The 12,547-nt window shown below is 64.4% G+C and carries 13 protein-coding genes; 8 read left to right on the plus strand and 5 right to left on the minus strand.

Annotation, left to right across the window (positions count from 1 at the left end):
- Positions 1-213: 213 nt before the first annotated feature.
- The 4 genes from ACVWY5_RS13320 (at position 214) to ACVWY5_RS13335 (ending at position 5,024) form a co-directional block, all read left to right on the plus strand.
- A complete protein-coding gene (locus ACVWY5_RS13320) occupies positions 214-2,202 on the plus strand; it encodes an ABCB family ABC transporter ATP-binding protein/permease (RefSeq protein WP_028334262.1) in 1,989 nt (662 codons plus the stop codon).
- 53 nt (positions 2,203-2,255) lie between these two features.
- Positions 2,256-2,954, plus strand: a complete 699-nt coding sequence (locus ACVWY5_RS13325) for a phosphatidylserine decarboxylase (protein WP_016846296.1) — start codon at positions 2,256-2,258, stop codon at positions 2,952-2,954.
- Positions 2,955-3,031: 77 nt separating this feature from the next.
- Positions 3,032-3,913 carry a CDP-diacylglycerol--serine O-phosphatidyltransferase gene (pssA, locus tag ACVWY5_RS13330; protein WP_038377503.1) on the plus strand — a complete coding sequence of 294 codons (882 nt, stop codon included), beginning with the start codon at positions 3,032-3,034 and terminating at the stop codon, positions 3,911-3,913.
- Between the two features lie 391 nt (positions 3,914-4,304).
- Positions 4,305-5,024: an RraA family protein gene (locus ACVWY5_RS13335; protein WP_028334264.1), complete on the plus strand. Its 720-nt coding sequence runs from the start codon at positions 4,305-4,307 to the stop codon at positions 5,022-5,024.
- A gap of 63 nt (positions 5,025-5,087) precedes the next feature.
- Here the strand turns inward: ACVWY5_RS13335 and ACVWY5_RS13340 are convergent, their stop codons facing one another.
- On the minus strand, positions 5,088-5,720 hold the full coding sequence (locus tag ACVWY5_RS13340; protein WP_028334265.1) for a TerC family protein: 633 nt from the start codon (positions 5,718-5,720) through the stop codon (positions 5,088-5,090).
- A gap of 178 nt (positions 5,721-5,898) precedes the next feature.
- Positions 5,899-6,192, minus strand: a complete 294-nt coding sequence (locus ACVWY5_RS13345) for a hypothetical protein (protein ID WP_028334266.1) — start codon at positions 6,190-6,192, stop codon at positions 5,899-5,901.
- 319 nt (positions 6,193-6,511) lie between these two features.
- Here ACVWY5_RS13345 and ACVWY5_RS13350 point away from each other — a divergent pair, with 319 nt between their 5' ends.
- On the plus strand, positions 6,512-7,339 hold the full coding sequence (locus tag ACVWY5_RS13350; RefSeq protein WP_028334267.1) for an SDR family NAD(P)-dependent oxidoreductase: 828 nt from the start codon (positions 6,512-6,514) through the stop codon (positions 7,337-7,339).
- Here ACVWY5_RS13350 and pdxR read toward each other — a convergent pair.
- Positions 7,317-8,771, minus strand: a complete 1,455-nt coding sequence (pdxR, locus tag ACVWY5_RS13355; RefSeq protein ID WP_028334268.1) for a MocR-like pyridoxine biosynthesis transcription factor PdxR — start codon at positions 8,769-8,771, stop codon at positions 7,317-7,319. The genes ACVWY5_RS13350 and pdxR overlap by 23 nt on opposite strands.
- Before the next feature lie 88 nt (positions 8,772-8,859).
- Between pdxR and ACVWY5_RS13360 the strand changes: the two genes are divergently transcribed.
- Together ACVWY5_RS13360 and ACVWY5_RS13365 are read left to right on the plus strand one after the other, a co-directional pair.
- The gene (locus tag ACVWY5_RS13360; protein WP_028334269.1) at positions 8,860-9,267 is read left to right on the plus strand and encodes a cupin domain-containing protein; all 408 of its coding nucleotides are present in this window, start codon (positions 8,860-8,862) and stop codon (positions 9,265-9,267) included.
- The gene (locus ACVWY5_RS13365; protein WP_028334270.1) at positions 9,264-9,734 is read left to right on the plus strand and encodes a carboxymuconolactone decarboxylase family protein; all 471 of its coding nucleotides are present in this window, start codon (positions 9,264-9,266) and stop codon (positions 9,732-9,734) included. Before ACVWY5_RS13360 ends, ACVWY5_RS13365 begins: the two co-directional genes overlap by 4 nt.
- A 15-nt stretch (positions 9,735-9,749) precedes the next feature.
- Here the strand turns inward: ACVWY5_RS13365 and ACVWY5_RS13370 are convergent, their stop codons facing one another.
- Both ACVWY5_RS13370 and ACVWY5_RS13375 read right to left on the minus strand, forming a co-directional pair.
- Positions 9,750-11,090 carry an MFS transporter gene (locus ACVWY5_RS13370; protein WP_028334271.1) on the minus strand — a complete coding sequence of 447 codons (1,341 nt, stop codon included), beginning with the start codon at positions 11,088-11,090 and terminating at the stop codon, positions 9,750-9,752.
- A gap of 92 nt (positions 11,091-11,182) precedes the next feature.
- Positions 11,183-12,196: a methyltransferase gene (locus ACVWY5_RS13375; protein WP_028334272.1), complete on the minus strand. Its 1,014-nt coding sequence runs from the start codon at positions 12,194-12,196 to the stop codon at positions 11,183-11,185.
- A gap of 28 nt (positions 12,197-12,224) precedes the next feature.
- On the opposite strand from ACVWY5_RS13375, the gene ACVWY5_RS13380 reads away from it, so the two are divergent.
- Positions 12,225-12,485, plus strand: coding sequence for a hypothetical protein (locus tag ACVWY5_RS13380; protein ID WP_152977777.1), 261 nt, complete (start codon positions 12,225-12,227; stop codon positions 12,483-12,485).
- Positions 12,486-12,547 lie beyond the last annotated feature (62 nt).

The following is a 12,547-nucleotide window of genomic DNA, read 5'->3' on the forward strand; positions in this document are numbered from 1 at the left end:
ATGATCCTTGTGGCACCGCAGCGTAAACAGGGTCAAGACTCCCATATGGGGATTGAGAGCCAAAAAATCCCGTAAATTCCCGCGAATCGCGAACAATTTTCGTCATAAGCCTGTACGCCGCGTTCAAACGATCTATATGACGGGCACAATGGCAAACCGTGGAAAAGATGTGGCAGCGGACCGCCGCGCCGTGAACGCGCGGGCGGGCGCCTGATGGTGCTGCCGCAACAGCATGTGACCGGCGCCGCACAGCCCACGGCCACGCCGCCGGCCGCCGAGAAGGGGACGCTGCTCGGCACCCTCGTTCATCTCTGGCCCTATATCTGGCCCGGCGATCGCGCCGATTTGAAGACGCGCGTGATCTGGTCGGTGGTGCTGCTGCTGTTCGCCAAGCTCGCGACGCTGTCGGTGCCGTTCACCTTCAAATGGGCGATCGATGCGCTGAACGGCACCGGCTCGGCGCCGGTTGCGGCCTCGAACTGGGTGGTCTGGCTGATCGCCTCGCCGGTGCTGATGACGATCAGCTACGGCGCGGTGCGCATCATCATGGCGGTGCTGACGCAATGGCGCGACGGCATCTTCGCGCGCGTCGCCATGCATGCGGTGCGGCGGCTCGCCTACATCACCTTCGTGCACATGCATGAGCTGTCGCTGCGCTTCCATCTCGAGCGCAAGACCGGCGGCCTGACCCGCGTGCTGGAGCGCGGCCGCTCTGGCATCGAGATCATCGTGCGGATGGTGATCCTGCAGCTGATCCCGACCATCGTCGAGGTCGCGCTGCTGGCGGCGGTGCTGCTCTGGCAGTTCGACTGGCGCTACGTGCTCGCGGTGCTGCTCACGGTCGTCGTGTTCATGTACTTCACCTATATCGCGACCGAGTGGCGGATCGAGATCCGCCGCAGGATGAACGATTCCGACACCGAGGCGAACACCAAGGCGATCGACTCGCTGCTCAATTACGAGACGGTGAAATATTTCGGCGCCGAGGAGCGCGAGGCGCGGCGCTACGACCGCTCGATGGAGCGCTACGAGCAGGCCAGCGTGAAGACCTATACCTCGCTTGCCGTGCTCAACACCGGGCAAGCGATCATCTTCACCGCGGGGCTGACCGCGACCATGCTGATGTGCGCGTTCGGCATCCGCAACGGCACCCACACCGTCGGCGATTTCGTGCTGATCAATTCGATGATGATCCAGCTCTACCAGCCGCTGAACTTCATGGGCATGGTCTATCGCGAGATCAAACAGGCGATCATCGACATCGAGAAGATGTTCGACGTGCTGGCGCGCGATCCCGAGGTGAAGGACATTCCGGGGGCCAAGCCGCTCGCGGTGTCGTCCGGCAGCGTGCGGTTCGAGGATGTCCGCTTCGCCTACGAGACGGACCGGCCGATCCTCAAGGGCCTGAGCTTCGAGGTGCCGGCCGGCAAGACGGTCGCGATCGTCGGTCCCTCTGGCGCCGGCAAGTCGACGATCTCGCGGCTGCTGTTCCGCCTCTACGACGTCTCGAGCGGCCGCATCCTGATCGACGGCCAGGACATCAAGACCGTGACGCAAGCCTCGCTGCGCTCGGCGATCGGCATGGTGCCGCAGGACACCGTGCTGTTCAACGACACCATCCGCTACAACATCCGCTATGGCCGCTGGGACGCCGGCGATGACGAAGTGGAGGAGGCGGCGCGCCTCGCGCAGATCGACGGCTTCATCCGGATGTCGCCGCAGGGCTATGAGACGCAGGTCGGCGAGCGCGGTCTGAAACTCTCCGGCGGCGAGAAGCAGCGCGTTGCGATCGCGCGCACGGTGCTGAAGGCGCCGCCGATCCTGGTGCTGGATGAGGCGACCTCCGCGCTCGACAGCCACACCGAGCACGAGATCCAGGGCGCGCTGGAGCGGGTCTCGCGCAATCGTACTTCGCTGGTGATCGCGCATCGGCTGTCGACCATCGTCGGCGCCGACGAGATCATCGTGCTGGACCAGGGCCGGATCGCCGAGCGCGGCACCCACGCGCGGCTTTTGGCCGCCGACGGCCTCTATGCCAGCATGTGGAACCGGCAACGCGAGGCCGAGGAGGCCCGCGAACGGCTCGCCCAGGTCGATGACGACGGCACCGCGCCGAATCGGCTGCCGCCGGCGGTCACCGAATCGTCGGAGGATTCCACCCCTGATGCGGGTGAGAAACCCTTGCCGACCGCCGCGGAATAGTCGATTTAGGGCCTCTCCCGCCAAATGGGGCGGGGAAACGCAAGCGAGCTCTGATGTCGATCGCCAATTCCATCCGCGCGCAGATCCCGCCGATCCACCCGGAGGGCTATCCCTTCATTGGCGGCTTCGCTCTGGCGAGCCTGATCCTGTTCTGGATCTGGACCCCGCTGGGCTGGATCGGGACGCTGCTGACCGTCTGGTGCGCGCTGTTCTTCCGCGATCCGGTCCGCGTGACGCCGCTGCGCGACGGCATCGTGGTATCGCCGGCCGACGGCCGCGTCTCGATGGTGGTGCAGGCGCTGCCGCCGGCCGAACTCGGGCTCGGCGACAAGCCGCTGCCGCGGGTCTCGGTATTCATGAGCGTGTTCAACTGCCATGTGAACCGCAGCCCGGTGGTCGGCCGCATCGACCGCATTGCCTACCGGCCCGGCGCCTTCATCAATGCCGAGCTCGACAAGGCGAGCGAGGACAATGAGCGCAATTCGCTCGTGATCTCGACCTCCAACGGGCGCATCGGCGTGGTCCAGATCGCGGGCCTCGTGGCACGGCGCATCGTCTGCTTCGTCAAGGAAGGCCAGTCGATCGGCGCCGGCGAGCGCTTCGGCCTGATCCGCTTCGGCTCGCGGCTCGACGTCTATCTGCCCGAGGGCACCAAGGCGCTGGTCTCCGAGGGCCAGACTGCGGTCGCCGGCGAGACGATTCTGGCGGATTTCCGCAACGCCGATCCGGGCCGGACTTACCGCGCCGATTAACTCTGTTTCGGCGGCGCCATCAGCCGGTTCCCGCTGCAATGGCGGAGCCGGACGGCGCTTGCTATATTCGTCAGGCCATGACGCCATTCGATCCGAATTCTACCGAGTATCGCCGCCGCCGGTTCCGCCCGATCCCGGTGCGGATGCTGGTGCCGAACATGATCACGCTGCTGGCGATCTGCGCCGGGCTGACCGCGATCCGGCTGTCGACGGAAGGGCGGATGGAGCTCGCGGTCGCCGCCATCGTCTTCGCCGCGATCCTCGACGGCATCGACGGCCGCGTTGCCCGCATGATCAAGGGCCAGTCGAAATTCGGCGCCGAGCTCGACAGCTTGGCCGACTTCGTCAATTTCGGCGTGGCGCCGGGCCTGATCCTGTATTTCTGGCAGCTGCATGAATTGAACAATGGCGGCTGGATCGCCGCGATGGTGTTCGCGATCTCCGGCGGCCTGCGGCTTGCGCGCTTTAATGCCTCGATCGACGATCCGAACAAGCCGGCCTTCGCCGCCAACTATTTCACCGGCGTGCCGGCGCCGGCCGGTGCGATCACCGTGCTGCTGCCGATCTATCTCGCCTTCCTCGGCGTACCGATGCCGCCGGCGACGCTGACGGCGTTCTATACGCTCTTGATCGCCTTCCTGATGGTGTCGCGGCTGCCGGTGTTCTCCGGCAAGACCGTGAAGATGCGCGTGCCGCCGGAAATGGTGCTGCCGGTGTTCGTGTCGGTGGTGTTCTTCGTCGCACTGCTGATCGGCTATCCCTGGCACATCCTGTCGGCGGGCTCGGTGCTCTACCTGATCAGCCTGCCCTGGGGCTGGAAGTCCTATCGCGACCAGGAGCGCCAGCTTGCCGCGCAGACGCAAGCTGCGGGCGCGCCGATGGCGGCGCAGGCCGCTGCTCCCTATACGGCGCCGGTCGCGGAGAGTGACCACGACGATCGTCCGACGCATCTGCACTGATGCCTCAGCGTAACCCGTCACCCCGCGCAAAGGCTTCGCCTTTGTCGCTGGAGGCGCGAGCGCAGCGAGCCTCGTAGGGTGGACGGCCACCAGCGAGGCCGTCGACCCTTCGAGACGGCCGCTGCGCGGCCTCCTCCAGCGACAACGGCTTTGCCGTTGCGCGGGGGTGACGGTGATGTTGCTTCATTCCAGCAAATATCAGCCATGAGCGTGCCTCGGTTGGGTTCGCGTGCGATCTCGGCTATAGGCTGAGACGGCCCGCTCGAGCATGATCCGGAAAAGTGGAGACCGGTTTTCCGAGAAGATCATGCTCAAACAAAGAAATGAGATCATGATGCGTTTCCCTGGAAACGCATCATGATCTGACGCCAAAAATCAGGAGAGAAACGCCGTGACGACATCCGCTTCCGCCCCGCTTCCTGCTTCCGTCCTTGAAGCGTTGGCGCGCTACGACACGCCGACGATTTGCAACGCGATGGAGATCGTCGCGCCGGAGCGCCGTCTGATCGGCTACACCGTGAAGCCGCTGGTCTGCCCGTTCCCGACGCTGCCGCCGATGGTCGGCTACGCCCGCACCACGACGATCCGCTCGGTGCTGAAATCCGGTCTCTCGGCCGAGGAGCAGTCGAAGCGCCGCATCGAATATTACGAATATGTCGGCACCGGCTTTGGCCCGCGCATCTCTGTCATCCAGGACATCGACGGTCCCGACGTCGGCTACGGCGCATTCTGGGGCGAGGTGCAGAGCAACGTGCACAAGGCGCTCGGCTGCCTCGGCGTCATCACCGACGGCTCGATCCGCGACATCCCGCAATGGGCGCCGGGCTTCCAGGCGCTGGCCGGCTCGATCGGCCCGTCGCACGCCTGGGTGCATGCGGAGAGCTTTGGCGGCGAGGTCCGCGTCGCCGGCATGACGGTGCGTTCCGACGACCTGATCCACGCCGACAGCCACGGCGCGATCGTGATCCCCTATGAGGTCGCGGCGAAGCTGCCCGAGGCCGCCGAACTCTGCGGCCGCCGCGAGACCCCGATCCTGGACATCGCGCGCAGCAAGGAGTTCTCGCTCGAGAAGCTCAAGGACGCGCTGAAGCGTTCGGCGGAAATCCACTGAGGCAGCACGCGTTGTCGACTTGCAGAACGGCGGGCCGAACGGCCCGCCGTTTTGCTTTCGGTGTCAGACCGGAGCCACCTTCGCGATCTCGTTCGCTCCGCGAACCGTCATGTCGATGGCGACGTAGAGGATCACGGCGAGGCCGACATAGGCGATCCAGCGGTGGTTCTGCAGCAGCCGCGCGATGAAGGAGGCCGCCGCGCCCATCATCGCGATCGAGAGCGCGAGGCCGAACACCAGCACGATCGGCTGCTCGCGCGCCGCGCCCGCGACCGCCAGCACGTTGTCGAGCGACATCGAGACGTCGGCAACGATGATCTGCGTGGTGGCCTGCCACAGCGTCTTGCGCTGGCCCTTTGCGCCATCGGCATGTTCGGCAGTGGTCTCGTGCGCGTCGGCGCGCAGCTCGCGCCACATCTTCCAGCACACCCACAACAGCAGGATGCCGCCGGCCAGCAGCAGGCCGACGATCTGCATCAGCTGCGTAGTGACCAGGGCGAACATGATGCGCAGCAGTGTCGCGGCACCGATGCCGATCAGGATCGCCTTGCCGCGCTGCTTCTCCGGCAGGCCGGCCGCGGCAAGGCCGATCACGACGGCGTTGTCGCCGGCCAGCACGAGGTCGATGACGACGACTTGCAGCAATGCGCTGAGGGCGTCGAGTGAAAACAACTCGGGCGAAAATAGTTCGGACATGGGTCATGTTCCCCTTGAGGTCGGGGAGCGGACCCTTTCGACGAAACCGGTTCTTGCCGTCATGCGGACGGCAAATCCACCGCGACGCTTATCGCGTCACGGGTCGAAGCAGGGCCACTCCAACTGAGTTCCAGTCCGACATCGCAGCTTGTGGCTGCCAGAGGGGCCCGGCCTGGGATTACGGTCGTGACACCGGACGCATTGCTGCTTCTTCCTCGAAGAACAGCGCCGCCTGATCCGGTTCGCCGAGGATCGCCGCTGCGCACCCCATGAAGGTGAACGCGCCGGCAAAATCCCACAGCGTGAGGTTCGCCACGCTTGCGCGCACGTGGATCACGCGCGCCGCAATCGCGGCAATGGCTGCCTGGACGAACAACAACAGGCTGAGCACGGGCAGCACGAGTGCGGGCTCAACCAGACGGAGCGTCAGGACGATCGGCAGCGCGGTCAGCGCGCCGAACAACAGCAGCATGCGGAACGGCTCCAGAGAGGGAGTCTTTCGCAAGGTCCTGTCTGGAATGATCGAGGACATTCCGGTCCTTTACCGATCCTGATTTGTCGTTCACCTCGAGGATATCAGAACGCGATCTCCTTGACGCGCGACGCGGCGCCGCGCGACCGCCGGCCGCGCGACAAGATGTACGCATGCGGGTTCCGGAGAAGGCCCGAGCCCCGGGGTGATCTTGGACGCTATTTTGGCGCCGCCGGCGCCGTGGCATGCCATGGCAAAGTCCGCGCGGCGCCTTTATCTTTGCTGACAGCGCTGGGCGAACGATCGAAAGGCAATTTCGATGAATATGGCAGGCAAGACGGTGCTGATCACCGGTTCCACCGACGGCGTCGGCCGCTACGTCGCGATGAAGCTGGCGTCGGCCGGCGCCCGGGTCCTGATCCACGGCCGCGATACCAAGCGGGCGCAGACGCTCGCCGACGAGATCAAGCGCCTCAGCGGTCGCGAGCCGATGTTCTACCAGGCCGATCTGTCCTCCCTCGCCGAGGTCCGCGAATTCGCCCAGCTGGTGCTCGACGACCAGGAACGCCTCGATGTGTTCGTCAGCAACGCCGGCATCGGTTCGCAAAACGAGGGGCCGGCGCGGCAGACCAGCAACGACGGCCACGAGCTGCGCTTCGCGGTCAACTATCTCGCCGGCTTCCTGCTCGTGCATCTGTTGCTGCCGCGGCTCAAGGCGAGCACGCCGGCGCGCATCGTCAATGTCGCGTCGCTCGGCCAGCACCCGATCGATTTCGGCGACGTGATGATCACGAAGAACTACAGCGGTGCGCGCGCCTATGCGCAGAGCAAGCTGTCGCAGATCATGTTCACCATCGACCTGGCCGCCGAGCTGGAAGGTTCCGGCGTAACCGTCAACTCGCTGCACCCTGCGACCTACATGAACACCACGATGGTGCGCGCCAGCGGCGCGACGCCGATCTCGACCGTCGAGCAGGGCGGTGATGCCATCCTGCATCTGGTCCAGGATGACGATCTGGCAGGCCGGAGCGGGCTGTTCTTCGACGGCAAGCGCGAGGCCCGCGCCCATGCCCAGGCCTATGATTCCGAGGCGCGCAAGCGGCTCAAGGCGTTGAGCCTGACGCTCACCGGGCTGCGGGCTTCCTGATACTGCGCGGCGCCGGCCCCCCTTGGATGCGACCTTGGGCGCGGATCGCCTCGAACAGGCGCTTGCATGCGGCCGGAACGCCGCGATCCGGCACCGTTGCTATGCCGAGCAATAGACCCGGCTGCGCGCGCTTCGGTGAGACATACCAGGGCGAGAGCGGGGCGGGCGCCAGCCCGTGCGCGAGCAGTGCCCTGACGATCTCGACGTCGGCGGTCTTGTCCGGCAGCGTCAGCATGACGGCGAGGCCGGCAACCCGCACGTCGTTGCTCCAGCTCCGTAGCGCCGTCGTCAGCGCATCGCGGTTGTCGCAATAGGCCCGCTTGGTTCGCCTGAGATGGCGAATGTAGTGGCCGTCACGCATGAACTCCGCGGTGGACAGCTGCACCGCCGGGCCGGGAGCAGGGACAAGGCACGTCGCGACGTCGGCGAACTGCGCCGCCAATGGCTCCGGAGCAACCAGGAAGCCGAGGCGAAGCGTCGGCGAGATCGTCTTGCTGAAGGAGCCGAGATGGATCACCCGACCGGCGCGATCGAGCGAGGCAAGCGCCGGCGCGGCACGGCCATCGAGCTGCAATTCGCCGAGATAGTCGTCTTCGATGATGAAGGCTCCGGTTTGGGCGGCCCAGTCGAGCAGCTGCGCGCGGCGCTTCGGCGACAGCGGCGGGCCGAGCGGCGCCTGCTGGCCCGGTGTCACGACCGCCAGCGCCGCGTCGGGGGCATGCTTGAGGCCGTGGTCGACATCGATGCCGTTGGCATCGACAGGGATCGGGACGACCTCCAGCCGCGCGAGCTCGAGGCCCTTTCGCGTCAATGGAAATCCCGGGTCTTCCATCCACACGCGGCGGCCTTCGAGGCCGAGCACGCGCAGCGCGAGGCCGAGGCCGCCGGCGAAGCCCGAGGTGATGACGATTTGCGCGGGCGAGCATTCGAGCCCGCGCACGATCGCGAGATGCGCCGCGATCTCGCGCCTCAATTCGAGCTCGCCGCGCGGATCGATGGTGCGCATCACCGCGCTCAATTCCGCCCGGACGGCGCGCGCGCGGATTCGCGCCAGCAGCTTGGCGGGGAGGCTATCCTGCGCGGGGACGCCCATCCGGAAGTGTCCGTGACCGCTCAGATCACGAAACATCTCCACGACCGAGCCGGGAGCGACCGGCGCATCGGGCTTGGCGGCTGTTCGCGGCCGCCTCGCGACGGTGGTGCCGTTGGCCTTCGACGACACGATATGCTGGGCGTCCGATAGCTTGTCATAGGCCGCACGCACGGTGCCGCGCGCGACGCCGAGCTGCGCGGCGAGGTCGAGCCACGACGGCAGTCGGGCGCCCGGCACCAGCACGCCATTGTCGATCGCCGCCGCGATCGCCTTGCGGATCTGCTCGGAGAGCGGCGTCCTGGCCGAGCGGTCGAGCGCGATGGGAAGCGGGTTGGGCATGGCCCGTGGTACACCAATTCGGTCCATTCTTGGTGCTTCTTTTCAGGCCTCCGTGCCCGCATCTATCCGGTAGCAATGGAGGCACGAGATGAAGACGTTGATGACGACGCTGTTGGCCTGCGCCGTGCTTGCGACCCCCGCCTTGGCGCAATCGGTGACGCCGAAGTTCGAGCATATGATCACGAACATTCCCGGCAAGTCGCTGATCGCGGTCGAGGTCAACTTCCCGCCGGGCGAGCCGTCGGCGCCGCATCATCACGCCAAGTCGGCGTTTCTCTATGTCTACGTGCTCCAGGGCGCGATCGAGAGCCAACTGGAGGGCGAGGCCGCGCACATCTATCGGGCCGGCGACAGCTTCTTCGAGCCGCCCGGCGCGCATCACGTGCTCGGGCGCAACGCCAGCGCGACCGAACCGGCGAAGCTGCTTGCGGTGTTCGTCGTCGACAGCAACGACAAGGCGCTGACCGTGTTCGACAAGGAAGGACACAAGCAATGAGCATGCGGATCGATTACAACAAGGTCGCGCCCGCGGGCATCAAGGCGCTCGGTGGCGTCTATGGCTACATCACGCAAAGCGGGCTTTCCGCGCAGCTCGTCGAACTGGTCTATCTGCGGATATCGCAGATCAACGGCTGTGCCTATTGCCTGGACTCGCATACCCGCTCACTGCGAAAAATGGGTGTCGCGATCGAGAAGCTGGCGCTGCTGCAGGTTTGGCGCGAGGCCGAGGCGCTGTTCGACGATCAGGAGCGCGCCGCGCTGGCCTGGGCAGAAACCGTCACCCGTGTGGCGGAGACCGCGATCCCGGACGACGCGTATGAAGCGGCGCGCGCCACCTTCAGCGAGAAGCAACTCGTCGACCTGACCATCGCGATCGGCCTGATGAACACCTACAACCGCATCGCCATCGGCTTCCGCAACCCGCCGCAGGCTGTGGTCGAGCATTCCGCTGCGGCGGCTTGATCTTGGCAGGATGGGTCAACTCCTCGACAGGAGCAACTCATTCTTTGCGGGCCGCATGCTCAGCAGCAGGAGTGCACCGGAGAGTAAGTACAGCGCCATGACGAAGTACATGCCATAGATGTTGTCGCCGGTGTTCCGCACGATGAACCCGGTGATCGACGGGCTTACCGCCGGACCGAGGTTTCCGAGGCTGGTGACGAGGGCAAGGCCGCCGGCCGCCGCGCCTGCTGAGAGGTACTCACTGGTCAAGGCATAGAAGAGCGGCGGCGCTGACACAAACCCGATGACGGCGAAGGAGAGAGCCAGGATCGAACCAACAAAAGTGCCGTGGAGCAACATGAGAAAGAACAAGCCGCCGGCGGCAATCGTGACGCAGGTCGCATAGTGCCAGCGGCGCTCATGCCGCTTGTCCGAGTGACGACCGATCAGTATCATGCAGACGATACCCGCAGCGTTGGCTACTGCGTGATAGACGCCGACCAGTAGCGGATCCTTTACTCCCCAGCTATGGATCAGGGTCGGCATCCAGAATACCATCGTGTAGTTGGCGCCCAGCAGACAAAAACAGGCCAGCGACAACAGGTAGACCTTCGGGTCTCGCAGCAGCTGCCGGAACGTCCCCGAGGTCGCCTTCACGATGTTCTCTTCGTCATGCTGTAAAGCATCGTCCAGCAGCGCCTTCTCCCCCTTCGAGAGCCAGCCGGCCTGGAACGGCTTGTCCTTGAGCAGGTAATACACGAGAACGCCGAGGATTGGCGCGGGCAGCCCCTGGATCAGAAACAGCCATTGCCAGCCGTAAAGACCGCTGACGCCGTCGAAATACTTCAGGATCGAACCACACAGCGGACCAGCGATGAACATCACAATGGGGGGCGCCGACGCAAGGATCGCGATGACCTGCCCGCGCCTCACCGACGGGTACCAATACGTCAAGTACAGCAGCACGCCCGGGGCGAAGCCGGCTTCAAAGACACCAAGAAAGAACCTCGCCGCATAGAACTGGAGCGGCGTCGATACGAACATCATGGCGGTCGCCGCCAATCCCCAGAGCACCATGATCCGCAACAGGGTCTTGCGCGCGCCGATCCTTTCCAGAAGAAGATTGCTGGGCACCTCAAACAGGAAATATCCGACGAAGAAGATGCCCGCGCCGAGCCCGTAGACTGCATCATCAAATGGCAGTGTCTGCTTCATCTGAAGCTGTGCAAAGCCGATATTGATGCGGTCGAGAAAGGCGACCATGCTGGCGATCAGTAGCAAAGGTATAAGGCGCCAGTCGACCTTGGCGAACACGGCCTTATACGCCGGGTTCTCCAATATGGGCGACGATGACTTGTTTGCAGCAGGCAGATGCATTCTTGTTCCTTCCAAAATATGCTTTTGCCTATGATGTCCTTCGAACCAGTCGCTGCTCCATTGCGCGGGAGTAATGGTCTGACCTCGAAAGCTCAGGTGACCGTTGCCTCGATGAGGCTGAGACGCCCGGCCGGATAGGTCGCGGTGTGAGTAAAGCCGGATTCGCGAAACAGCCAAGCGTACTGCTTTTCCGTTCTTTCGAGACCGCCAGGCCCGCGAAGCATGAGCAGATCGGTCAGCGTCTGTTCCCTGTGCGCATCGCTTACGCTCGGGAATTCCGGCATGATCCGTTCGATAAGCAGGAGCACGCCACCTCCGGGGAGCGCCCTTCGGCAGTTTGCGAGGATGACCATGCTGCGCTCATCGCTCCAATCGTGAATGATGTGCTTCATCACGATGGCATCCGCGATCGATGGAATCGTCTGAAAGAAATCGCCGGCCATGAATTCGACGCGGTCACTGAGCCCGCTGCGCCTCAGGTGGCCAGTCGCGGATTCGGCGCAGCGGGGAAGGTCGAAAATGGTCCCTCGGATGTGCGGATGTTGCTCGGCTATGGCGCCAACGAGTTCGCCGGAGCCGCCGCCGACATCCATGAGATGAGCGAACGCACCGAAGTCGTAGGCCCCCAGGATATCCGGAACCGCCAGACGGGTCCCCTCCATCATAGCCGCATTAAATATGCTGACCATCTCCGGATCGCACGCCATCAGATCAAAGCTGTTTTCGTGGCCAAGCAGTTGCGCGGCGGTCTTGCCGGTCATGATCGAGTCCAGCAGCCCGGTCCACGATTCGGTCAGAAACTGGCCTTCAAAGATCGTCCAGTTTTTGAGGGACTGGGTTGCGGCCCCGTCAAGGCAAGCCCCCAGTTCGGTCAATGCGTATTGCTCTTCAGCGACCGTGCAAATGCCTATGGTCGAAAGCGCGGTCAGCAGGCGGCGGAGCGCCTGCTTGTTCGCGCCGGTCGCCTCGACGAGTTCGCCAAGGGGCCGCGATCTATCGCGCAGGAGCTCAGCGATCCCCAGCTTCGCGGCGACATAGATGACCGCGGTCACGCGCTGCGACTGAATAAGGTGCAGCAATCTTACGGATGCGTGGATAGAGGACATCGATCACTCCCTCTCATGTTGCTCGTTGGTGCCGGGCCAACACTCCCGGGCAAACCTGCTCAGGCTCGAAAGCGGCGCGCTGTGCGGCATTGATTGGCCGATCCTGATCTCGGTGTCGATGACGCCGGGGCCGCATCGCCAGTCCGTCCCCGCAACCGGGGAAGGGTTGAAACCTGAAATACTTAGCGCAGTATGGATGACAGAACTGATCATGGAGGCCTGCCTGGCGCTGACCGCTTTTGGTGGATCGCTGCTCGGGACGGTTTTGCTATCCCGCGCCGCAAGATGATGCTGTACAATTGCTGCCAGGTCCCGAAACCTCGCCGATATTCTGCCGATATTTTCCGAAAT

This window comes from Bradyrhizobium sp. USDA 3256 (assembly GCF_054058275.1).

Bases quoted from the DNA above. Each gene is read 5' to 3' on its own strand.
- ACVWY5_RS13365 (WP_028334270.1), top strand. From the start codon at position 9,264: ATGAGCATGCGGATCGATTACAACAAGGTCGCGCCCGCGGGCATCAAG.
- ACVWY5_RS13360 (WP_028334269.1), top strand. From the start codon at position 8,860: ATGAAGACGTTGATGACGACGCTGTTGGCCTGCGCCGTGCTTGCGACC.
- ACVWY5_RS13320 (WP_028334262.1), top strand. From the start codon at position 214: ATGGTGCTGCCGCAACAGCATGTGACCGGCGCCGCACAGCCCACGGCC.
- ACVWY5_RS13350 (WP_028334267.1), top strand. From the start codon at position 6,512: ATGAATATGGCAGGCAAGACGGTGCTGATCACCGGTTCCACCGACGGC.
- pssA (WP_038377503.1), top strand. From the start codon at position 3,032: ATGACGCCATTCGATCCGAATTCTACCGAGTATCGCCGCCGCCGGTTC.
- ACVWY5_RS13375 (WP_028334272.1), bottom strand. From the start codon at position 12,196: ATGTCCTCTATCCACGCATCCGTAAGATTGCTGCACCTTATTCAGTCG.
- ACVWY5_RS13370 (WP_028334271.1), bottom strand. From the start codon at position 11,090: ATGCATCTGCCTGCTGCAAACAAGTCATCGTCGCCCATATTGGAGAAC.
- ACVWY5_RS13325 (WP_016846296.1), top strand. From the start codon at position 2,256: ATGTCGATCGCCAATTCCATCCGCGCGCAGATCCCGCCGATCCACCCG.
- ACVWY5_RS13340 (WP_028334265.1), bottom strand. From the start codon at position 5,720: ATGTCCGAACTATTTTCGCCCGAGTTGTTTTCACTCGACGCCCTCAGC.
- ACVWY5_RS13345 (WP_028334266.1), bottom strand. From the start codon at position 6,192: ATGCTGCTGTTGTTCGGCGCGCTGACCGCGCTGCCGATCGTCCTGACG.
- pdxR (WP_028334268.1), bottom strand. From the start codon at position 8,771: ATGCCCAACCCGCTTCCCATCGCGCTCGACCGCTCGGCCAGGACGCCG.